Source organism: Cystobacter fuscus, assembly GCF_002305875.1.
GTDB lineage: Bacteria > Myxococcota > Myxococcia > Myxococcales > Myxococcaceae > Cystobacter > Cystobacter fuscus_A.
The window spans coordinates 7,924,219-7,945,497 of record NZ_CP022098.1; the positions used below are offsets into that span (position 1 = coordinate 7,924,219).

General features: G+C 69.0%; 16 protein-coding genes. 12 read left to right on the forward strand and 4 right to left on the reverse strand.

Annotated elements, in window-relative coordinates:
• The first annotated feature begins 110 nt into the window (after nucleotides 1-110).
• From CYFUS_RS31940 to CYFUS_RS31960, 5 genes are all read left to right on the forward strand, one after another.
• Entirely contained in the window at nucleotides 111-2,336 is a 2,226-nt protein-coding gene (locus CYFUS_RS31940; RefSeq protein WP_095988657.1) for a molybdopterin-dependent oxidoreductase, read from the forward strand.
• Between the two features lie 10 nt (nucleotides 2,337-2,346).
• Nucleotides 2,347-3,075, forward strand: coding sequence for a glutathione S-transferase family protein (locus tag CYFUS_RS31945; protein ID WP_095988658.1), 729 nt, complete (start codon nucleotides 2,347-2,349; stop codon nucleotides 3,073-3,075).
• A 62-nt stretch (nucleotides 3,076-3,137) separates the two neighbouring features.
• Complete coding sequence (locus tag CYFUS_RS31950) at nucleotides 3,138-4,886, forward strand: SpoIID/LytB domain-containing protein (protein ID WP_095988659.1); 1,749 nt, start codon at nucleotides 3,138-3,140, stop codon at nucleotides 4,884-4,886.
• 222 nt (nucleotides 4,887-5,108) lie between these two features.
• Nucleotides 5,109-6,236, forward strand: coding sequence for a TonB family protein (locus CYFUS_RS31955; RefSeq protein ID WP_095988660.1), 1,128 nt, complete (start codon nucleotides 5,109-5,111; stop codon nucleotides 6,234-6,236).
• 10 nt (nucleotides 6,237-6,246) lie between these two features.
• Complete coding sequence (locus CYFUS_RS31960; protein ID WP_095988661.1) at nucleotides 6,247-7,158, forward strand: cation diffusion facilitator family transporter; 912 nt, start codon at nucleotides 6,247-6,249, stop codon at nucleotides 7,156-7,158.
• Between the two features lie 9 nt (nucleotides 7,159-7,167).
• On the opposite strand, the gene CYFUS_RS31965 is transcribed toward CYFUS_RS31960, so the two are convergent.
• Nucleotides 7,168-7,977 carry an alpha/beta fold hydrolase gene (locus CYFUS_RS31965; protein ID WP_157758782.1) on the reverse strand — a complete coding sequence of 270 codons (810 nt, stop codon included), beginning with the start codon at nucleotides 7,975-7,977 and terminating at the stop codon, nucleotides 7,168-7,170.
• Nucleotides 7,978-8,089: 112 nt separating this feature from the next.
• Between CYFUS_RS31965 and CYFUS_RS31970 the strand changes: the two genes are divergently transcribed.
• The 4 genes from CYFUS_RS31970 (at nucleotide 8,090) to CYFUS_RS31985 (ending at nucleotide 14,366) form a co-directional block, all read left to right on the forward strand.
• Nucleotides 8,090-9,046 carry an ArsR/SmtB family transcription factor gene (locus CYFUS_RS31970; protein ID WP_095992355.1) on the forward strand — a complete coding sequence of 319 codons (957 nt, stop codon included), beginning with the start codon at nucleotides 8,090-8,092 and terminating at the stop codon, nucleotides 9,044-9,046.
• Nucleotides 9,043-10,107, forward strand: a complete 1,065-nt coding sequence (locus tag CYFUS_RS31975; protein ID WP_095988663.1) for a homocysteine S-methyltransferase family protein — start codon at nucleotides 9,043-9,045, stop codon at nucleotides 10,105-10,107. Before CYFUS_RS31970 ends, CYFUS_RS31975 begins: the two co-directional genes overlap by 4 nt.
• 22 nt (nucleotides 10,108-10,129) lie before the next feature.
• The gene (gene metH, locus CYFUS_RS31980; protein ID WP_095992356.1) at nucleotides 10,130-12,820 is read left to right on the forward strand and encodes a methionine synthase; all 2,691 of its coding nucleotides are present in this window, start codon (nucleotides 10,130-10,132) and stop codon (nucleotides 12,818-12,820) included.
• Between the two features lie 169 nt (nucleotides 12,821-12,989).
• The gene (locus tag CYFUS_RS31985; RefSeq protein ID WP_198316205.1) at nucleotides 12,990-14,366 is read left to right on the forward strand and encodes a sensor histidine kinase; all 1,377 of its coding nucleotides are present in this window, start codon (nucleotides 12,990-12,992) and stop codon (nucleotides 14,364-14,366) included.
• A gap of 19 nt (nucleotides 14,367-14,385) precedes the next feature.
• Here the strand turns inward: CYFUS_RS31985 and gcvP are convergent, their stop codons facing one another.
• The 3 genes from gcvP to gcvT form a co-directional block, all read right to left on the reverse strand.
• Nucleotides 14,386-17,283 (reverse strand): aminomethyl-transferring glycine dehydrogenase, encoded by a 2,898-nt coding sequence (gene gcvP, locus CYFUS_RS31990; protein ID WP_095988664.1) that lies wholly within the window; start codon nucleotides 17,281-17,283, stop codon nucleotides 14,386-14,388.
• Between the two features lie 81 nt (nucleotides 17,284-17,364).
• Nucleotides 17,365-17,754 carry a glycine cleavage system protein GcvH gene (gcvH, locus tag CYFUS_RS31995; RefSeq protein ID WP_095988665.1) on the reverse strand — a complete coding sequence of 130 codons (390 nt, stop codon included), beginning with the start codon at nucleotides 17,752-17,754 and terminating at the stop codon, nucleotides 17,365-17,367.
• A 13-nt stretch (nucleotides 17,755-17,767) separates the two neighbouring features.
• Complete coding sequence (gcvT, locus tag CYFUS_RS32000; protein ID WP_095992358.1) at nucleotides 17,768-18,850, reverse strand: glycine cleavage system aminomethyltransferase GcvT; 1,083 nt, start codon at nucleotides 18,848-18,850, stop codon at nucleotides 17,768-17,770.
• A 108-nt stretch (nucleotides 18,851-18,958) separates the two neighbouring features.
• On the opposite strand from gcvT, the gene metF reads away from it, so the two are divergent.
• The 3 genes from metF (at nucleotide 18,959) to CYFUS_RS32015 (ending at nucleotide 21,229) form a co-directional block, all read left to right on the forward strand.
• Complete coding sequence (metF, locus tag CYFUS_RS32005; RefSeq protein ID WP_095988666.1) at nucleotides 18,959-19,831, forward strand: methylenetetrahydrofolate reductase [NAD(P)H]; 873 nt, start codon at nucleotides 18,959-18,961, stop codon at nucleotides 19,829-19,831.
• The gene (locus CYFUS_RS32010; RefSeq protein ID WP_095988667.1) at nucleotides 19,828-20,226 is read left to right on the forward strand and encodes a hypothetical protein; all 399 of its coding nucleotides are present in this window, start codon (nucleotides 19,828-19,830) and stop codon (nucleotides 20,224-20,226) included. Before metF ends, CYFUS_RS32010 begins: the two co-directional genes overlap by 4 nt.
• 103 nt (nucleotides 20,227-20,329) lie before the next feature.
• Nucleotides 20,330-21,229, forward strand: coding sequence for an alpha/beta fold hydrolase (locus tag CYFUS_RS32015; protein ID WP_095988668.1), 900 nt, complete (start codon nucleotides 20,330-20,332; stop codon nucleotides 21,227-21,229).
• Nucleotides 21,230-21,279 lie beyond the last annotated feature (50 nt).

Consider the following 21,279-nt stretch of genomic DNA (forward strand, 5'->3'; position numbering starts at 1 on the left):
TCCGCCGCACACGAACGCTCGGGCTTGAGTAGGGTAGCCCCCCCTCCTGTCCTCCACCGATCGCCAGGACATCCTTTCTCCTCCTCCGTGGTTTCTCCGAGAGATTCCCGATGAGCCCTACCCCTTCCCCCTCCGCCGTCCACTTCCGCACGTGCAACCTGTGCGAGGCCATGTGCGGCCTGCGCATCGAGACCGCCGGGGACCGAGTCACCTCCATCCGCGGAGATGACGAGGATCCCTTCAGCCAGGGCCACATCTGCCCCAAGGCCGTCGCGCTCCAGGATCTCCACGAGGATCCCGATCGGCTCCGGAACCCCGTGCGGCGCACCGCCTCGGGCTGGCAGCCGCTGTCGTGGAAGGAAGCCCTCGACGAGACGGCGAAGCGCCTGCACGCCGTGCAGCAGAAGCACGGCCGGGACGCGGTGGGCGTGTACGTGGGCAATCCCACCGTGCACAACCACGGCGCCATGCTCCTGCTGCCCTTCCTCCTGAAGGCGCTGCGCACGCGCAACAAGTTCTCGGCCACGTCGGTGGACCAGCTCCCGCACCACGTCGCCTCCTACCTGATGTTCGGGCACCAGCTGCTCATCCCCATCCCGGACATCGACCGCACGCACTTCATGCTCATCCTCGGGGCCAATCCGCTCGCCTCCAATGGCAGCCTGATGACGGCGCCGGGCACGCGCGGCCGGCTCAAGGCCATCCAGCAGCGCGGCGGCAAGGTGGTGGTGGTGGACCCGCGCCGCACGGAGACGGCCCGCATCGCGGACGAGCACCTCTTCATCCGCCCCGGCACCGATGCGCTCTGGCTCTTCTCGCTCCTGCACGTGCTGCTGGGCGCGGGGCCGAAGCTCGGGCGGCTCGCGGACTTCACCGATGGCCTGGTGCACGTGAAGGAGCTCGCGCGCGAGTTCACCCCCGAGCGCGCCGCGATCCACACCGGCATCCCCGCGGACACCACGCGGCGGCTCGCGCTCGAGCTGGCCGCCTCGTCCTCCGCCGTCTGCTACGGCCGCGTGGGCGTGTCCACCCAGCCCTTCGGCGCGCTGTGCCAGTGGCTCATCAACGTCATCAACGTGGTGACGGGCAACATGGATCGCGAGGGCGGCGCCATGTTCACCCTGCCCGCCTTCGATCTGATCAAGGGCCCCCGCCCCCTGACGGCCGGCCGCGGCAGCATGGGCCGCTTCAAGAGCCGCGTGCGCGGGCTGGCCGAGTTCTCCGGTGAGCTGCCCGTGTCCGTGCTCGGCGAGGAGATCCTCACCCCGGGCGAGGGGCAGATCCGCGCCCTGGTCACCTCGGCGGGCAACCCCGTGGTCTCCACCCCCAACGGCCGGCAGCTCGATCAGGCGTTCGGGTCGCTCGACTTCATGGTGAGCATCGATCCGTACATCAACGAGACGACCCGGCACGCGCACATCATCCTGCCGCCCGTCACGCAGCTCGAGCGCGGCCACTACGATCTCATCTTCAACACGTTCGCGGTGCGCAACACCGTGAAGTACTCGGCGCCCCTCTTCACGCCACCGCCGGGCGCGCTCCAGGACTGGGAGATCTTCCTGGAGCTCAAGCACCGCCTGGACTCGCTGCGCGGCGAGCCCCTCACGCGCGGCGAGCTGCCCTACCGGGCCCTCAAGGCGCTCGGCCCCGAGGGCATCCTCGACCTCGGCCTGCGCGGGGGCCCCTACGGCATGCGGCTGAAGCCCTGGCGCCGGGGACTGAGCCTCGCGAGCCTCAAGGCCGCGCCCCATGGCGTGGACCTGGGCCCCCTCAAGCCCTGCTTCCCCGAGCGGCTCGCCACGCGCGGACACCGCCTCCAGCTCGCCCCCGAGCCGTTGGTGGCCGACGTGGACCGGCTGCGCCAGGCCTTCCCCGCCACACCCCCGGCCTTCGCTTCCGAGGACGCGCTGCTGCTCATCGGCCGGCGCCACGTGCGCGACAACAACTCGTGGATGCACAACGTGCCCCGGCTCGTCAGTGGCAAGCCGCGCTGCACGCTCATGGTGCACCCCGAGGACGCGCGGCGCCTCGGCCTCGAGGAGGGACAGGAGGCACTCGTCACCTCCCGTGTGGGCGAAGTCAAAGCCCCCGTGAACGTGACGGACGAAGTGATGCCCGGCGTGGTGAGCCTGCCCCACGGCTACGGCCATGGGCGCCAGGGCATCCAGATGCAGGTGGCCGGCGCACATGCCGGAGTCAGCATCAATGATGTCACCGATGATCAGGTTTTGGATGCAATCGGTGGAAACGCCGCATTCAGCGGGATTCAGGTGCGGGTCCAACCGGTACAATCAATGAGCACGACCGTGCAACCGCGGCAATCCGCGATCGAGTGAGACGACGCCCATGATCACCCTCTATCAAACCCCAGTGGCCTGGGGGACCCCGAACCTCAGCCCGTTCTGCTTCAAGCTGGAGGCCTACCTGCGGATGGTGGACCTGCCCTATGAGGTGAAGCTGGCGGATCTGCGCTACGCCCCCAAGGGCAAGGCGCCCTACGCCGACATCGACGGCACGATCATGGGTGACTCCCAGTTCATCATCGAGCGGCTGAAGAAGCAGTATGGGGATCCGCTCGACTCGAAGCTGACGCCGGAGCAGGTGGCGGTGGGCCACGCGGTGCGGCGCATGCTGGAGGAGTGCACCTACTGGTACATCGTGTACATGCGCTGGGTGGACGAGGCCGGCTGGCTCGCCTATCTGCCCGTCGCCGAGACGATGGTGCCCCACGTCGTGGGCGGACAGGTGCCGCTGTCGGATCTGCGCCAGAAGATGCTGCAGATCCTCCATGACCAGGGCACGGGACGCCACGCCATGGACGAGGTGCAGGAGCTGGCCAAGGCGGACATCTTCTCGATCGCGACGATCATGGGCAACAAGCCCTACCTGCTGAGCGAGACGCCCTCGTCGTTCGACGCGGTGGTGTACTCGTTCCTGGTGAGCATCATCGCCAACCCCGTGGACACGGAGCTCAAGCAGTACACCCTGAGCCAGACGAACCTGGTGCGCTACTGCGCCAAGTTCAAGTCGCGCTACTTCGCCAACTGGAAGCCGCCCGAGTTCAAGGCCGCCTGAAGTCACACGCGCGCGAACAGGGAATGGCGGGCGGAGCGGTCCACGGTTAGCGTCGGGGGGCTTTGCACAAAGTCGTCCTCGCCCTCCTCGCGTTCGCCCTCGTCACCTGCGCCACGCCCCGTCCACCTCCGGAGGCGGCGCCCACGCCCTCCCCCACCGTGGAGCCCCGCTCCCGGGACGGCGGAGCGTCCACTCGCTCTCCGGATGCCCTCGCGTTCCCCGCCGGGCCCGATCTCAAATCCGTCGACGAGCTGCTGCCCGCGCCGGACACGCTCCGGCGCCTGGACTTCCGGGGCGGCGAGCCCCAGGTCCCCATCGGCTTGATGCAGGGCCGGCGCGAGGTGCGCTTCTCGCCCCGGGGGCGGATGCGGCTGCGCTTCGGCGGCGAGGAGGGCCGGGTCCTCGAGGCCCCCGCGGGCTCGGTGTGGACGGTGCGGGTGACGGAGGGTTCTCCCGCCGAGCTGTCCTCGTACCTCCAGCTCGCGGAGGTTCCCTTCCCGGACAAGGCGGGACTGGCCGAGGCCCAGGCCCTGTGGCGCTCCCGGGGCGTGGCGGTGCGCGTGCACGTGCTGGGCGTGCTCTACGGCATCGCCGGCAAGGTCATCGACAACCGGCGCTACCTGCTGCTGTCCCAGGAGCAGCTCTCTCCCACCGAGGCGCCCGCGCGCCAGGCGGAGCTGCTGCGCGAGTACGGCGCGCGCACCAGCCTCTTCGAGGAGGTCCGCGTCCCCTCGCGCGCCATCCTCGAGGTGCGGGACGAGTCCGGCGTCGTGGTGGGGCTCGCCCAGGACTCGGTCCTCGCGGAGACGCTGGACGAGTCCGGCTTCGACGTGCGGCAGGTGGAGCACGACGTCGGCTACGACAACCACGGCTTCGAGGACCGGAGCTTCCGGGGCACGCTCCAGCTCACGGTGGATCGCCACGGCACGCTCGCGGCGGTGAACCTGGTGCGGCTGGAGGATCTGCTCAAGGGGCTGGTGCCCTCGGAGATCTACGCGCGGGCGCACCCGGAGGCACTCAAGGCGCAGGCGGTGACGGCGCGCGGCGAGGTGCTGGCCAAGGTGGGCATCAAACACCTGGCGGACCCCTTCCTGTTGTGCTCCGAGCAGCACTGCGCGGTGTACCGCGGGCGCACGGGCGAGGCGGCCAGCACCACGGCGGCGGTGGAGGCCACCCGGGGCGAGGGCCTCTTCTCGCAGCAGGGGCGGCTGGTGGACTCGGTGTACAGCGCGGTGTGCGGGGGCCACACGGAGGACAACGACGTCGTCTGGGGCGGCCCCCCCAACCCCAACCTGCGCGGCCGTCCCGACGTGCTGGGCCCCACCGAGGGACTGCCCGGCCCGGACTCCCTCTCCGAGTACCTGCGCGCGGAGCTGCCCACGGCCTGCCGGCTCTCCACCTTCGCGCAGCCGAGCAAGTACCGCTGGGAGAAGCGCTTCAGCGTGGAGCAGGTGAACGCCTTCACGGCCAGCCTGGGGGTGGGCCCCGTGCGGGCGCTGAGCCTCGGGGAGCGGGGCGTGTCCGGCCGGGCCCGCACCCTCACGGTGGCCGGCGAGCGCGGGGTGACGCAAGTGCGCGGCGAGCTGAACATCCGCCGCCTCTTCGGCATGCTCAACAGCTCCATGGCGCTGGTGGACGAGGAGCGTGACGCGGAGGGCCACCTCACCGGCTGGCACTTCCGGGGCGGCGGCTGGGGCCACGGCGTGGGCATGTGCCAGACGGGCGCCATCGGCCGGGCCGAGGCGGGCCAGCGCTACCAGGACATCCTGCGCTTCTACTTCAACGGCGCCGAGGTCGCGCCCATCTACTGAGGGCCCACGGCTCGGAGGCCCCCGGACGGGAGGCCCTCCTCCGCTCTCCTGTCGTCCCGGCGACGGTTCGGGAGTAAGCAGCCCACTCAAGGGTTATCATCCACGCGCGTGTCGACGGGTCCATCGCATCCAGAGCAGCCATCCAGGCGCCGGCGTCGGCGGGAACACCCCGCCCGCTACCTCCTTGCCACGCTCCTGGCCCTGCTGTTGCAGGGAGCGTTCGTGGGCCTGCTCGCCCTCATGGCGTACATCCAGGTGAACCTGCCCCCCGAGCCCACGCCCAAGCCTCCGAGCGCCGTGGCGCTGCGGCCCATGACGGCCCAGGAGTGGGAGAAGAACCGGGGACCCCTGGCCAAGAGCCCCTCCACCGCGAAGGCGCCGCCTCCGAAGAAGAAGGAGGAGAAGAAGCCCGAGAAGCGTCCGGACGGACAGGTGGTGGACGTGGCTCCGGGCAATCGCCAGGAGGCGCCGGACGCGAAGTACCTCGCCGAGCAGGACAACAAGGTGCAGAAGGAGACGCGCGCGCGAGAGCAGACGGCCCACTACAAGACGGCCCAGCCCCAGACGACGGCGCGCGAGGCGCGCCAGGGCTCCGGCGTGAGCGAGGAGCAGGCGGGGCACGTGGCGGGCAACAACGGCCGGGGCGCGGATGACCGGCCCTTGAGCGAGGGCGGCAAGAAGTCCGCCTTCGAGCTGCCCGATGCCCGGCGCAAGCAGGAGATCGCCATGCGGCAGGACCCGAACAACCGCGGTCCCGGCGTGGAGGTGTCCAACCGCAACGAGAGCGACGAGATCATCGGCAACGCGAAGCGGCTGCGCGTCCAGGACGGCACGGGCGACGGCGACGAGGGCTCCGAGGGCCGCGTGGGCACGTCGGGGCTCGCCCGGCTCATGCCCTCGCAGGCGGTGATGGATCAGATCATCGGCGGCGCCCCGAATGATCACCTCAAGGACGTGGACGAGGGGGACGGCACCTACCTCAACACGCGCGAGTGGAAGTACGCGAGCTTCTTCAACCGGGTGAAGCAGAGCGTGGGCACGCACTGGAATCCGAACATGGCGCTCATGCGCCGGGATCCCACGGGCGCCACGTACGCCGGCAGGGATCGCCACACGCTGGTGCGCGTCACCCTGGACGAGCAGGGCAAGGTGGCGGACATCACCATCGAGAAGAGCTGCGGCCTGGACTTCCTGGACATGGAGGCCGTCGAGTCCTTCCGCCGCGCCCAGCCCTTCCCCAATCCTCCGCCGGGCCTGTTGGAGGACGACGCCAAGGTGCGCTTCTCCTTTGGTTTCTTCATGGACATGGGCGGAGGTCCCCGGATGAGGCTCTTCCGCCAGCCCAACTGAGGGCACTAGGGTGCGCCGCGTGGACGCCTCCCCGATCGAGCGCAACCGCAAGGTACGCAACGTTCTCGCCGCCATCCTCGTGGCCAACTGGGCCGTGGCCCTGATCAAGCTCCTGCTGGGCCTGAAGAGCGGCTCGGCCGCGGTGATGGCCGATGGCGTGCACTCCTTCATCGACGGTGGCTCCAACGTGCTCGCGCTCGTGGCCATGTCCGTGGCCGCTCGGCCCGCGGACGAGGATCATCCCTACGGCCACGGCAAGTTCGAGGCCCTCGCCTCCCTGGGCATTGGCGCGCTCATCGGCACGTCCATGCTGGAGCTGGGGCGCATGGCCCTCGACTCGCTGCTCCATGACCGCCACCCCGAGGTGACGCCGCTCACGCTGGGCATGATGGTCGGCACCCTACTCGTCAACCTGTGCGTCACGCGCGTGGAGCAGTCCTGGGGACGCGAGCTCCAGAGTCCCCTGCTGCTCGCGGACGCCCGGCACACGCTCTCGGACGTGGGCGTCACGCTGGCGGTGCTCGCCTCGCTCGGGCTCGTGTGGCTGGGCTACCCGAAGGCCGATGGCCTCGTGACGCTCGGGGTGATGGTCTTCGTGGCCCGGGTGGCGTGGGACATCGTCAAGCAGGCGGTGGGCATCCTCTCGGACACGGCGCGGCTGGACAAACAGAAGGTGGCCACCCTCACCCTCCAGGTGCCGGGGGTGCGCTCCTGCCACGACGTGCGCAGCCGGGGCATGGAGGGCACGGTGTACGTGGACCTGAAGATCGAGGTGGATCCTCAGATGTCCACCGCGCGCGCCCATGAGCTGGCGGACGCGGTGGAAGCACGGCTGCAGGCGGAGTTCCCCGAGGTGGTGGACGTGGTGGTGCACGTCGAGCCGGCGCGCGTTCGCGTCGCGCTGCCTCCCGGAAAGACGTAGCTGGAAACGCTACGCCGCGTCCCCCTCCACACGCGTGAGGCCCAGGGTCAACCGGTGTCCGCCGAACCAGTCGTCGATCATCCGCGTGAACAGCTCCGGGTACTCCACGTTCCAGGTATGGCCCGCGTCCGGTACGCGGGCGGCCCATGCGCCCGTAATCAGCCGGGTGAAGTCCGGCAGCTCGGCGCGGATCTTCGGATGCTCCCTCGAGCCCGCGACGGCGAGCACCCGATGGGCTCCACCGTCGAAACCCGAAGCCGCCCCCAGCGCCTCGGGAAGCCGCGAGCCGAGCAGCTCGTCGAACACCGCCTTCATCACCACGGGTGACGAGGTGCGCATGTCCTCGAGGAAACGCTCCATGTAGGCGTCGGGGATCTTCATCGCCCGCGCGCTCATCTGGAGCACCACCTTCGCCGTGCTCAGGCTCATCACGGCCGCGTACATCAGACGCATCACCCGAGGCGAGGAGTAGGGCCGGGTGGTGACTCCACTGACGATGACGTCGCCGCAGACCCGCGGATGATGGGCCAGCAGCCGCAGGGCGAGGTGCCCCCCCAGGGACAGGCCCACGACACGGGCGGAGCCGGTCCGCGTCCGGGTGGCGATGAGCTGGGCGAGCTGCTCGGCCGTGTGGGCCAGGGACGCCCAGGGCGCGGCCGTGTTCTTGCCAAACCCCGGCAGATCCACCGCGAGGCAGTGGTAGCGGCTCGAGAGCGGCTCCATCTGGGCCTCCCACATCCAACCACTGACTCCCGCCCCATGCAGGAACAGGATGGACGGATGCCCCGGGTCCCCCTTCGTCACCAGCGGCATGTCCATGAGGCCCCCTTTCGCGGGCGAGCGAGCAGGCTCGGAAGTCAACGCTATAGCCCGGAAAACGGCTCGGACCTTGCTATGGGACACCGGCATCGATATATCGACATACGTCGAGATGCTCGAACTGACTGAAACCTTCAAGGCCCTGGGAGATCCGACGCGGCTGCGCATCCTGCGGCTCGTGGGAGAGGCGCGCCTCAACGTGTCCGAGGTGGTGTCGCTGGTGGGAGTGGCGCAGTCGTCGGTGTCGCACCACCTGACGAAGCTCAAGGCGCTGGAGCTCATCCGCGAGGAGCGCCAGGGAGGGTTCACCTATTACTCGCTGATGGTGGATGAGAAGGCGCCGCTGTGGCCGCTCATCCGCCTGGCGAAGGACGCGCCCGACGAGCACGGCGACCTGGCGCGGCTGACGGAGCTGCTGCAGCGCCGGGAAGACGCGCTCACGCTCAACGAGAAGCTGCTCGAGCCGGGCCAGTCCTGGCGGCTGTGGGCCTCGGCGCTGGCGAGCCTCCTGCCGCCGCTGGACGTGGTGGACTTCGGCTGTGGCACCGGCGTGCTCACGGTGGAGCTGGCGCGCTGGGCGCGGCACGTCACGGCCATCGACCACAACCCGGCCGCGCTGGACAAGGCCCGCGCCGAGGCCGGGCGCCTGGGGCTGCGCAACATCACCTTCCTCGAGGCCGACCTCAAGGCGCTGCCGCTCGAGAGCGGGGCGCAGGATCTGGTGGTGCTCTCCCAGAGCCTGCACCACGTGAACGCGTGCGAGCGCGTGCTGTCCGAGGGAGCGCGGCTCTTGCGGCCCGGCGGGCGCATGGTGGTGCTCGAGTTGATGCCCCACGACGAGCAGTGGGTGCGCTCGCGCCTGGGCCACCAGCACCTGGGCTTCGAGCCCGCGGCGCTCCAGAACGCGATGCGCGCGGCGGGGCTCGAGACGCCCACGCTGGTGGCCGCGCCGCGTGACGCCGCGTCTCCATTCAAGGCCTTCCTCCTCACGGGCACGCGCCCCCTGGCGCCGGCCCTGCTGCCCCCCGCCCCCCTTCGTCCCTCTTCCCTCGCCCCCAGAGCCCCATGAGCCGGCCCCACCACACCGCCCAGGAACTCGAGCAGCTCTTCGCCCAGCGCATCGCCGTGCTGGATGGCGCCATGGGTTCCATGGTCCAGACCTATCCGCTCACCGAGGCGGACTTCCGCGGCGAGCGCTTCAAGGCGCACCCCAAGGATCTCAAGGGCAACAACGATCTGCTGTGCCTCACGCGGCCCGACGTCATCGAGGACATCCACGCGCGCTACTTCGCCGCGGGTGCCGACATGGCGGAGACGAACACCTTCAGCGGCACGTCCATCGCCCAGGCGGACTATGAGCTGGGCTCGCTCGTCACCGAGCTGAACGTGGCCGCGGTGGCGTGCGCCCGCAGGGCCGCGCTGGCCGCCGAGGCCGCCACCCCGGGCCGGCGCTGCTTCGTCGCCGGGGCCATCGGGCCGCTCAACCGCACGCTGTCGATGTCGCCCGACGTCAACCGCCCCGACTACCGCGCGGTGACGTGGGATCAGGTGGTGGAGTCCTACGCGGAGCAGGTGCGCGCGCTGCTGTCGGCCGGAGTGGACGCGCTGCTGGTGGAGACCATCTTCGACACGCTCAACGCCAAGGCCGCGCTCTTCGCCATCGACGCCTGTTTCGAGGAGCTGGGCACGCGCGTGCCCGTCATGGTGTCCGTCACCATCACCGACGCCTCGGGGCGCACGCTGTCCGGACAGACCATCAGCGCGTTCTACCACTCCATCCGCCATGCCCGGCCCTTCAGCGTGGGCATCAACTGCGCGCTCGGCGCCAGGGACATGCGGCCCTACATGCAGGAGCTGGCGCGGATCGCCGAGTGCCATGTCACCTGCTACCCCAACGCCGGCCTGCCCAACGCGTTCGGCGGCTACGACGAGACGCCCGCCGACATGGCGAACTCACTGAGCGACTTCGCCCGGCAGGGCTGGGTGAACATGGTGGGAGGCTGTTGTGGCTCGACACCGGACCACATCGCCGCCATCGCCTCCGCCGTGTCGTCCTTCGCGCCTCGCGCCGCGATTGCCCCCACACACACCATGAGGCTCAGTGGTCTCGAGCCGCTCGTCGTCCCCTAGCCCGATGAAGGAGGACACCGCCGTGACCAACCAGGCCTCGCGTTTTCAAATCATTGGCGAGCGGACCAACATCACCGGCTCTCCCAAGTTCGCCAAGGCGCTCAAGGCGGGCGACTGGGATGCGTGCCTTTCCATCGCCCGGCAACAGGTGGAGTCGGGCGCCAACATCCTCGACATCAACGTCGACGAGGCGCTCATCGACGGTGAGTCGACGATGGTGAAGTTCCTCAACCTCATCGCCGCCGAGCCGGAAATCTCGCGCGTGCCGCTGATGCTCGACTCGTCGAAGTGGAGCGTGCTGGAGGCCGGCCTCAAGTGCATCCAGGGCAAGGGGATCGTCAACTCCATCTCGCTCAAGGACGGAGAGGCCGAGTTCCTGCGCCGCGCGCGGCTCATCCGCCGCTATGGCGCCGCCGCGGTGGTGATGGCCTTCGACGAGCAGGGCCAGGCGGCCACGCGTGACGACAAGGTGCGCATCTGCACGCGCGCCTACCGGCTGCTGGTGGACGGGGTGGGCTTCCCGCCGGAAGACATCATCTTCGATCCCAACATCCTCACCGTGGCCACGGGCATCGAGGAGCACAACAACTACGCCGTGGACTTCTTCGAGGCCACGCGCATCATCAAGGCCACCCTGCCCCACGCGAAGGTGTCGGGCGGCGTGTCCAACGTGTCCTTCTCGTTCCGGGGCAACAACCCGGTGCGCGAGGCGATCCACACCGCCTTCCTGTTCCACGGCGTCGCCGCGGGCATGGACATGGGCATCGTCAACGCCGGCATGCTCGGCGTGTACGAGGAGATTCCCAAGGAGCTGCTCGAGTACGTCGAGGACGTGCTGCTCAACCGCCGCCCGGACGCCACCGACCGGCTCATCACCTACGCCGAGCAACTCAAGGCGCGGCAGGGAGGCGACTCGAAGCTCGAGGTGAAGGAGGACCTCGCCTGGCGCAACGCCCCGGTGGCCGAGCGGCTCTCCCACGCGCTCGTCAAGGGCATCGACGCCTTCATCGAGGCGGACACCGAGGAGGCGCGGCTCCAGTACAAGCGCCCGCTGGACATCATCGAGGGCCCACTGATGGACGGCATGCGCGTGGTGGGAGACCTCTTCGGCGCGGGCAAGATGTTCCTGCCGCAGGTGGTGAAGTCGGCGCGAGTGATGAAGCGCGCGGTGGCGTGGCTGACGCCCTTCATGGAGGAGGAGAAGCGGCGCCAGCAGGAGGCGGGAGGCGAGGCGCGCACGCAGGGCAAGGTGCTGCTCGCCACGGTGAAGGGCGACGTGCACGACATCGGCAAGAACATCGTGGGCGTGGTGCTCGCCTGCAACAACTACGAGGTCATCGACCTGGGCGTGATGGTGCCCACCGAGAAGATCCTCACCACGGCGAACAAGGAGAAGGTGGACGTCATCGGGCTGTCGGGGCTCATCACGCCCTCGCTCGACGAGATGGTGAACGTGGCGAAGGAGGCCAGGCGCCTGGGCTTCGACGTGCCGCTGCTCATTGGAGGCGCCACCACCAGCCATCCACACACCTCGGTGAAGATCGCGCCGGAGTACGAGCCCGGCGTGGTGCACGTGCTGGACGCCTCGCGCGTGGTGAACGTGGTGAGCGCGCTGCTGTCCCCCGAGCAGAAGCCGGGCTTCCTGGCGGAGGTCTCCGAGAAGCAGAACCGGGCCCGCGAGGACTTCGCCGCCCGCCGGGTGCAGCGCAAGCTCCTGCCGCTCGCGGAGGCACGCCGGCGCCGCGCCACGTATGACTGGGCACAGGTCGACATCCCCCGGCCCGAGTTCCTGGGCACGCGGGTGTTCGACGACGTGCCGCTCGCGGAGGTGGTGCCCTTCATCGACTGGGGGCCCTTCTTCAACGCCTGGGAGCTGTACGGTGCCTTCCCGCGCATCCTCGAGGACGCCGTGGTGGGCGCCGAGGCGCGCAGGCTGTACGACGACGCGCGGAGCTTGCTCAAGCGCATCGTCGAGGAGAAGCGCTTCACCGCGCGGGCGGTGCTGGGCTTCTGGCCCTGCAACTCCGTGGACGATGACATCGAGCTGTACACCGACGAGACGCGCTCGAAGGTGCTGGGCACGCTGCGCATGTTGCGGCAGCAGGCCGAGAAGCCGTCGGAGCAGGCCCACCTGTGCCTGGCGGACTTCGTGGCGCCGAAAGACAGCGGCCGCATCGACTACTGCGGGGGCTTCGTGGTGACGGCGGGGCTGGGCGTGGAGGCCTTCGCCGAGCGCTTCCGCCAGAAGCACGACGACTACTCGGCCATCATGGTGCAGGCGCTGGGAGACCGCCTCGCCGAGGCCATGGCGGAGCTGATGCACAAGCGCGCCCGTGAGTTCTGCGGCTTCGGCAAGCACGAGGACCTGTCCAACGAGCAGCTCATCCGCGAGCAGTACCGCGGCATCCGTCCGGCGCCCGGCTATCCCGCGTGTCCGGAGCACACGGAGAAGGGCACGCTCTTCGCACTGCTCGAGGCCACGAAGGCGACGGGGGTGTCGTTGACGGAGAGCTACGCGATGACGCCGCCCAGCAGCGTCAGCGGCTTCTACTTCAACCACCCCGAGGCGAAGTACTTCGGGCTGGGGAAGATCGGCCGGGATCAGCTCGAGGACTACGCACGCCGCAAGGGGATGACGATCGAGGAGGCGGCGCGGTGGCTCGGTCCCCAGCTCGACGAGGACAAGGCCCCGGCGACGAGCGTGGCGGCCTGAGCCCCCGTGAGGAACCCCTGAGACGAGCCCGGACACCCACCACGTGTTCAGGGCCGTAACGAAGGGGACACACTCAAGGTCGACTTCCGTACAGACCCGGGAAGAGAGCGGAGCGCGCGGGGGGCCTCGCCCGGTACCGAGACACCCCGAGGGTTAGCATCCGCGCGCGATGACGGCGGACTCCTCGGGTTTGAAGGCCCTGCTGCGGATGCAGCGCAGAAACTACTTCATTGGCGCGGGCTGCCTGACGCTCGGGCTCGTGTTGCACTGCGTGGTGATGCAGTCCTTTCCCAGACTGCTCGTGGGCCTTCAGGCCGCATGGACCATGCTCTTCGCGCTGATGGGTGTCTGCGTGGGCGCGGGCTGGCTGCCGATGAAGTGGGCGGGGGTGATCGCCTCGGTCGTTGGATTCGTGGCCCTCACGAGCTTCATCCTCCTGAGTGGAGGCCCGGAGAGTCCCTACTTCTGCATGTACGCCGCCCTGCCCTTCATCCTGGCGGTGTTCACCCCCGGCAGCCGCATGCCGACGCTGCTGAGCGGAGGGGTGTCACTCGTGGCGATCGTCATCGTGAACGCCATGGCCGATGTCCCCCTGTCGCGGGTGATCCTCCAGCTGACGAGCTACACCACCTTCCTGGGACTGGCGCTCGTCGGCACGCGCATGTACCGGCACATGCTGGATGCGCAGCTCGCGGCGCACCAGGAGCGGCTCCAGGCTCTCGAGCAACTCGCGGAGAGCGAGCGCCTGCGCGCGCGTGCCGCGCTCGAGCGCGCGGAGGTGGAGCGGCTCGTGCTGGTGGGGCAACTGGCCGCCGGGGTGGCGCACGAGGTGAACAACCCCCTGGCCTTCGTGAAGGCCAACCTGAGCTACCTGCAGAGGGAGACCGCGGACGAGGCGTGGACGATCGAGCGCGAGGAGTTCCGGGACGTGCTCGACGAGACGAAGCAGGGGGTGATGCGCATCCAGCAGATCGTCACGGATCTACGGGGCTTCTCGCGCGCGGACCCCCTGGGCGAGCAGGAACCGGGCGTGCTGGAGGAGGCCCTGAAGGAGGCGAAGCGGCTCGCCTCGGTGCGCCTGCGCGAGGGCGGCGAGGTCTCGTTGGCGCTCGCCCCGGAGCTGCCGGCGGTCCGGCTGGGTCAGCGGCACATGGTGCAGGTGCTGGTGAACCTGCTCATCAACGCGGCGGACGCGGCGCAGTCGGCCCGACCCCCGCGCCGGCCCCACATCAAGGTGAGCGCGCACCAGGAGGCGGGAGCCGTGTGCCTGCGGGTGGAGGACAACGGACCGGGCATCCCTCCAGACGTGCTGCCCCGGCTCTTCGAGCCCTTCTTCACCACCAAGCCCCCGGGCCAGGGGACGGGACTGGGGCTCGCCCTGTGCCGCGACTACGTGGCGCGCGTCGGGGGCACGCTCCACGCGGAGAACCACTCCGGCGGGGCCCGCTTCGTGCTGATGCTGCCGGCGGCCTCGGATACTCCCGCCGCCTTCGAGTTCCCAAAGACGAGGGCCCCGGGTTCGATGGAACCCGGGGCCCTGGGATGAACGGCGATGCTCGCCGGAACTACGCCGCCTTGGACGGCTCGGGCGGCAGGTAGTCCTCGATGGGGGGGCACGAGCACACGAGCTTGCGGTCGCCGAGCACGTTGTTGAGCCGGCCCACCGCGGGCCAGAACTTGTGCTCCTTCACCCACGGCGCCGGGAAGGCCGCCTTCTCACGTGAGTAGGGACGGTTCCACTCGGGCGCGGTGATGACGCGGGCGGTGTGCGGCGCGTTCTTCAGCACGTTGTTGTCCCGAGGCATCCGACCGTCCTCGATCTCCCGGATCTCCTCCCGGATGGCGATGAGCGCGTCACACAGCCGATCCAACTCCGCCTTGGACTCGCTCTCGGTGGGCTCGATCATCAACGTGCCCGACACCGGGAAGGACACCGTGGGCGCGTGGAAGCCGTAGTCCATGAGCCGCTTGGCCACGTCCTCCACCTCGACGCCCGTCGTCTTCTTCAGCGGGCGCAGGTCCACGATGCACTCGTGCGCCACGCGGCCACGCTTGCCGCGGTAGAGCACCGGGTAGTGCGGCTGCAGCCGCTCGGCGATGTAGTTGGCGTTGAGGATGGCCGTCTTCGTGGCCCGGGTGAGCCCGTCCCCGCCCATCATCGCGATGTACATCCACGAGATGACGAGGATGCTCGCGCTGCCCCACGGAGCCGCGGAGATGGCGCCGATGCCATCGTTGCCGCCCGTGGCGATGACCGGGTGGCCCGGCAGGAAGCGCGTCAGGTGGCTCGCCACGCAGATGGGACCCATGCCGGGGCCGCCACCACCGTGGGGGATGCAGAACGTCTTGTGCAGGTTGATGTGGCAGACGTCCGCGCCGATCTCCGCCGGCTTCGTCAGCCCCACCTGGGCGTTGAGGTTCGCCCCGTCCATGTACACCTGGCCGCCGCGCTCGTGCACCACGGCGCAGATCTCCTTGATGTCCTCCTCGAACACGCCGTGCGTGGACGGGTAGGTCACCATGAGGGCGGCGAGGTTGTTCTTGTGCTCGTCCGCCTTCGCGCGCAGGTCGGCCACGTCGATGTTGCCGCTCTCGTCGCACTTGACGACGACGACCTTGTAGCCCGCCATCACCGCCGAGGCCGGGTTGGTGCCGTGCGCCGACGAGGGGATGAGGCACACGTCCCGGTGGCCCTGGCCGCGGTGCTGCTGCCAGGCGCGCACCACGAGCAGGCCCGCGAGCTCGCCCTGGCTGCCCGCGTTGGGCTGGAGCGACACGCCGGCGAAGCCCGTCACGGCCGCCAGCATCCCCTCGAGCTGCTCGAACAGGAGCCGGTAGCCGGAGGCCTGGGAGCTGGGCGCGAACGGGTGCAGCTTGCCGAACTGCGGCCACGTCACCGGCACCATCTCCGCGGTGGCGTTGAGCTTCATCGTGCACGAGCCGAGCGGAATCATCGAGTGCGTGAGCGACAGGTCGCGCGACTCGAGCCGGCGGATGTAGCGCAGCATCTCCGTCTCGGAGTGGTAGCTGTTGAAGACGGGGTGCGTGAGGTAGGCGCTCGTGCGCCGCAGGCTCGCGGGCAGCGGGCTGTCGATGCCCTGGCCCAGCTCGTCCATGGAGAAGCCCAGGGCCTTGCCCCCGGCGAACACGGAGAGGATGGACTCCACGTCCGAGGCGCGGGTGACTTCGTCCAGGCTCAGGCCGATGGTGCGCTCGTCGATGCGGCGGAAGTTCATCCGGTTGGCCTCGGCGGCCGAGAGGATGGCGCGCACCTGCGGGGGCGTCGCGTCCACGCGCAGCGTGTCGAAGACGTGCTCGTGGGTGGCGGTGAAGCCGAGCTTCGTCAGCCCGCGCGAGAGAAGCACCGTGAGTCCGTGCACGCGCTCGGCGATGGCCTTGAGGCCTCGGGGCCCGTGGTACACCGCGTACATGCCGGCCATGATGGCCAGCAGCACCTGCGCGGTGCAGATGTTGCTCGTGGCCTTCTCGCGGCGGATGTGCTGCTCGCGCGTCTGCAGCGCCATGCGCAGGGCGCGCTGGCCCTGGGCGTCCTCGGACACGCCGATGATGCGGCCCGGCATGATGCGGGTGAAGGCGTTCTTCGTGGCGAAGAAGGCCGCGTGCGGACCGCCGTAGCCCATGGGCACGCCGAAGCGCTGGGCGCTGCCCACCGCCACGTCCGCGCCGAACTCGCCCGGGGGCGTGAGCAGCGTGAGCGCCAGCAGATCCGTGGCGACGATGAAGAGCCCGCCCACCGCGTGCAGCTTCTCGCCGAAGGCGCGGTAGTCGTGCACGACGCCATCCGTGGCCGGGTACTGCACGAGCCCGCCCACGTACTTCTTCGCGGACAGGTCCACCGTGCGGTGGTCGCCCACGACGATCTCCACGCCCAGCGGCTGGGCGCGCGTGCGCACCACGTCGAGCGTCTGGGGGTGGCACGTCTCGGACACGAAGAAGGCGCCCTTGCCCTCGCCCTTGTACTGGGCGACGGCGAGCGCCATGGCCTCGGCGGCGGCCGTGCCCTCGTCGAGCAGCGAGGCGTTGGCGACCTCCAGGCCCGTGAGGTCCATGATCATCGTCTGGAAGTTGAGCAGCGCCTCCAGCCGGCCCTGGGCGATCTCCGCCTGGTAGGGCGTGTACTGGGTGTACCAGCCCGGGTTCTGCAGGATGTTGCGCAGGATGACGAGCGGCGTCTGGGTGTCGGAGTAGCCCATGCCGATGAACGAGCGGAAGAGCTGGTTCTTCGCCGCGATGGACTCCAGCGCCGAGAGCGCCTCGGTCTCGGACCAGCCTCCCGCCACCCACAGGGGCTCCTTCGAGCGGATGGCTGGGGGGACGGTCTGGTCGATGAGCTCGTCGAGCGAGCCCACGCCCATCGTCTTCAGCATCCCCTGCAGTTCCTTCTCATCCGGACCGATGTGCCGGTCGGCGAAAGACTCCTGGTATTTCCAGTTCAAGGACATAGGTATCGATCACTCGCGGTGCGGGTGAAGCCGGGAGGCCGTGGATAACATCCGGCCTCGCGCGCGCCAGTCCGAAAGGCGTCAGGAGTTCTTCACCAGGTTCCCGTACGCGGCGGCATCCAGGAGTCCCGCCAGTTGGCTGCTGTCCGAGGGCTCGAGCTCGAGGATCCACCCGGCCCCGTAGGGGTCCGTGTTGATGGCGGCGGCATCGGCGAGCAGCGCCTCGTTGACCTTCACGACCTTGCCCGACAGGGGCGAGTAGAGGTCGGAGACAGCCTTGGTGGACTCGATGACGCCGAACTGCTTGCCAGCGGTGAGGGTGGCGCCCACCTTGGGCAGCTCCACGTAGACCACTTCACCCAGGGACGACTGGGCGTGGTCGGTGACGCCCACCACCACCACGGAGCCCTCCTGCCGGGCCCACTCGTGCTCCTCGGTGTACTTGAGATTCGGGGGAATGTTGCCAGCCATGTGCGTCGCTCCTCTATTTCTTCCAGAAGGGGGTCTTCACCACCACGGCGGGCACCGCGCGGCCCCGGATTTCCACGTCGAAGGTCGAGCCCTCCGTGGACAGCTCCACGGGCACGTAGCCCATGCCGATGGGCTTCTTCACCGAGGGTCCCTGGGTACCGCTCGTCACCTCGCCTACCCGCTGACCGTCCTTGAGCAGCGGGTAGCCATGCCGGGGGATGCCCGAGCCAGTCACCTCGAAGCCCACGAGCTTGCGCTGGAGTCCCTCGGCCTTCTGCTTCGCCAGCGCGTCGCGGCCGATGAAGCCACCCGCCTTGTCCAGCTTGCAGATCCACCCGAGCCCGGCCTCCAGCGCGGTGTGCGCGTCGTCGATGTCGTTGCCGTAGAGGGCGAACTTCATCTCCGTGCGCAGGCTGTCGCGGGCACCGAGGCCACAGGGCTTCACGCCGTCGGCCTGCCCCTCCTGGAGCAGCGCCTTCCAGAGCGCCTCCGCGTCACCGGGCGCGCAGTACAGCTCGAAGCCGTCCTCGCCCGTGTAGCCGGTGCGCGAGACGATGCAGGCGATGCCCGCCACCTTGCCTTCCGCGAAGCGGTAGGTGCCGATCTTCGTCAGGTCCACCGGGGTGAGCCGCTGCACGAGCGCCGCGGCCTTGGGGCCCTGCACGGCGATCTGCGCGTAGTCGTCGCTGCGGTCCACGGGCTTGACGCCCTCGGCGCGCGCGAGCATCCAGGCGAAGTCCTTGTCCTTGTTGGAGGCGTTGACGACGATGAGGATGCGCTCGGGCGAGAAGCGGTAGGCCACCACGTCGTCCACGAAGCCGCCCTGCTCGTCGAGCAGCCCGGCGTAGAGCGCCTGGCCATCCGCACACTTGGAGAGGTCGTTGGTGATGAGCCGGTTGGCGGTCTCCAGGGCGCCGGGGCCGGTGAACTCGATCTCCCCCATATGGGACACGTCGAAGAGGCCCACCGCGTTGCGCACGGCCTCGTGCTCGGCGATGACGGAGCTGTACTGCACCGGCATGTCCCAGCCGGCGAAGTCCACCATCCGGGCGCCCAGCGCACGGTGGGCGTCGTTGAGCGGCGTTCGCCGGGTCATGTCCATCTCTCCTGAAGGGGGGGTGAAAACGGCGCGGACTATAACCGCGTACCTCCCTCAATCAAGGTTCTCGGGAAGCCACCGGGGACGTTCTAGACTGTTCGCGTCATGAAGATCCGCAATCGCCTGAACCCGTCCAGCCCCTGCTTCTCCTTCGAGTTCTTCCCGCCGAAGACGGACGCGGGAACCGCCAACCTGCTGCAGACATTGGAGGACCTGGCCCCACTCGAGCCGGGGTTCGTGTCCGTCACCTATGGCGCGGGAGGCAGCACGCGCGATCGCACGGTGGATCTCGTCACGCGCATCAAGCGCGACACGGGCATCGAGGCCATGGCCCACCTCGCGTGCCTGGGCCACACGCGCGAGGAGCTGCGCGAGCTGTTGCGGCGGCTCGAGGAGGCGAAGATCGACAACGTGCTGGTGCTGCGCGGCGACGTGCCCCAGGGCGCCTCCCCCGACACCCTCGCGAACACGGACTTCCGTCATGCCGCGGATCTCGTGCGCTTCATCCGCGAGGAGGATTTCGACTTCAGCCTGGGCGGGGCGTGCTATCCGGAGGGCCACGTGGAAACGCGCTCGCGGGACGAGGATCTGCTGCACCTCAAGGCCAAGGTGGACGCCGGCCTGGACTTCGTCATCACCCAGCTCTTCTTCGACAACGCCTTCTACTTCGACTTCGTCGAGCGGGCGCGCCGCGTCGGCATCAACGTCCCCATCGTCCCGGGCATCATGCCCATCACCAACCACGAGCAGATCCAGCGCTTCACCCGCCTGTGCGGCGCCACCATCCCCATGCGCCTGGCACTCCAACTGGAACAACTCAAGGACCAGCCGGAGGCCCTGGTGCAGTTGGGGGTGGCGCACGCCACGGTGCAGTGCATGGAGCTGCTCTCGCGGGGTGTGCCGGGAATCCATTTCTACACGCTCAACAAATCACCCGCCACGCGGATGATCGTGAGCGCCTTGAGGGCCCGTACATGAGTGGTCCCGGTCTCAATGTCCCCCTGAACGATCCCCGCCTGCCCACGCTGCGCCGGGTGCGTCCTCCCGCCTTCCTCCTGCTCTGTACGGGAATCCTCGACATCCTCTTCTGGACCGTCATGGTGACGCTGCATCTTTTGCGCGTGAACCACTTCACCGTGCCCGAGGATCAGCTGTGGCCGTTCGTCTTCAACATCGTGGGAGCGCTCGTGGCGCGGGGCATCAGCATCTGGGCCGCGCTCAACATCGTGAATTTGCGGAAATGGGGGATAGGCATGGTCGGCTCCCTGACCATCATGCTGCCGCTCGCCCCCGCGTGCTGCTTCGGCGTACCGGTGGGTGCCTGGATGCTGTTCGTGCTGAACGACGCGGACGTGCGCAAGCACTTCACCTGAAGTGAGCTTGTCAGGTGCTCCCGGTCACCGCGAAAGCGATCTTTCTCTCCCCCGCCCCGCGCCCTATTCTCGCGGGGCCTTCACCCGATGGGGAGAGTGGTCCATGGATCATCACTACGCGGACATCAACGGCATCCGTATGCATTACGTCACGCACGGTGCGGGGGAGCCCATCCTCTTCATCCATGGCTTCCCCGAGTACTGGGGGGTCTGGAAGAAGCAGTTGAATGATCTGGGCAAGGACTACTTCGTCATCGCCCCGGACATGCGCGGCTACAACCTGACCTCCAAGCCCAAGGAGGTCGAGGCCTACCACATCCGGCATCTCGTCGAGGATCTGCGCTGCCTGCTGGAGCACCTGGGTATCAAGAAGGCGAACATCGTCTCCCAGGATTGGGGCGCGCTGGTGGGCTGGAGCTTCGTGCTGCGCCAGCCCGACTACGTGCACCGGTTCATCACCATCAACATCACCCACCCCGCCCTGTTCGACCGGGAGCTGCGCGAGAACCCCCGCCAGCAACTGGCGGCCCAGTACATGCTCGTCTTCCAGACGCCCCAGGCCGAGGGGCAGATCGTGGGCGATGACTACGCGTGGGCCCGGCAGGCCGTGCTCAACGACGCCCGGGCGCACGGTGCCATCCTGTCCGAGGATGACATGACCGAGTGGGTCAACTCCTGGAAGCAGCCGGGCAGCGTCACCGGCGGGCTCAACTACTACCGGGCGGCGAAGATGGGCCCACCCGACCACCAGGGCCACGTGGGAGGCAGCAACCTCATCGAGGGGCTGCGGCCGGACCAGCTCGTGGTGCACAAGCCCGTGCTCTTCATCCACGCCGAGCAGGACACCTACCTGCTGCCGGACGGACAGCGCGGCCTGCGGGATTTCGTGCCCAACATCTCCATCCAGCGCCTCGCGGAGGCCACCCACTGGGCCACCCTCGAGAAGCCCAAGGAAATCAGCCAGCTCATCCGCAACTTCCTGGGCACCACCCGCACCCCCTGAGTCCCGGGGCGGAAGGCTCGCCACCCGCGGGGAGGCGGGCGAAGCCGGGC

What these genes read in the sequence shown, in the direction of transcription:
- CYFUS_RS31940 (WP_095988657.1), top strand. Translation starts at nt 111, where the DNA reads ATGAGCCCTACCCCTTCCCCCTCCGCCGTCCACTTCCGCACGTGCAAC.
- CYFUS_RS31945 (WP_095988658.1), top strand. Translation starts at nt 2,347, where the DNA reads ATGATCACCCTCTATCAAACCCCAGTGGCCTGGGGGACCCCGAACCTC.
- CYFUS_RS31965 (WP_157758782.1), bottom strand. Translation starts at nt 7,977, where the DNA reads ATGGACATGCCGCTGGTGACGAAGGGGGACCCGGGGCATCCGTCCATC.
- CYFUS_RS31970 (WP_095992355.1), top strand. Translation starts at nt 8,090, where the DNA reads ATGCTCGAACTGACTGAAACCTTCAAGGCCCTGGGAGATCCGACGCGG.
- CYFUS_RS31975 (WP_095988663.1), top strand. Translation starts at nt 9,043, where the DNA reads ATGAGCCGGCCCCACCACACCGCCCAGGAACTCGAGCAGCTCTTCGCC.
- CYFUS_RS31985 (WP_198316205.1), top strand. Translation starts at nt 12,990, where the DNA reads ATGACGGCGGACTCCTCGGGTTTGAAGGCCCTGCTGCGGATGCAGCGC.
- gcvP (WP_095988664.1), bottom strand. Translation starts at nt 17,283, where the DNA reads ATGTCCTTGAACTGGAAATACCAGGAGTCTTTCGCCGACCGGCACATC.
- gcvH (WP_095988665.1), bottom strand. Translation starts at nt 17,754, where the DNA reads ATGGCTGGCAACATTCCCCCGAATCTCAAGTACACCGAGGAGCACGAG.
- gcvT (WP_095992358.1), bottom strand. Translation starts at nt 18,850, where the DNA reads ATGACCCGGCGAACGCCGCTCAACGACGCCCACCGTGCGCTGGGCGCC.
- metF (WP_095988666.1), top strand. Translation starts at nt 18,959, where the DNA reads ATGAAGATCCGCAATCGCCTGAACCCGTCCAGCCCCTGCTTCTCCTTC.
- CYFUS_RS32010 (WP_095988667.1), top strand. Translation starts at nt 19,828, where the DNA reads ATGAGTGGTCCCGGTCTCAATGTCCCCCTGAACGATCCCCGCCTGCCC.
- CYFUS_RS32015 (WP_095988668.1), top strand. Translation starts at nt 20,330, where the DNA reads ATGGATCATCACTACGCGGACATCAACGGCATCCGTATGCATTACGTC.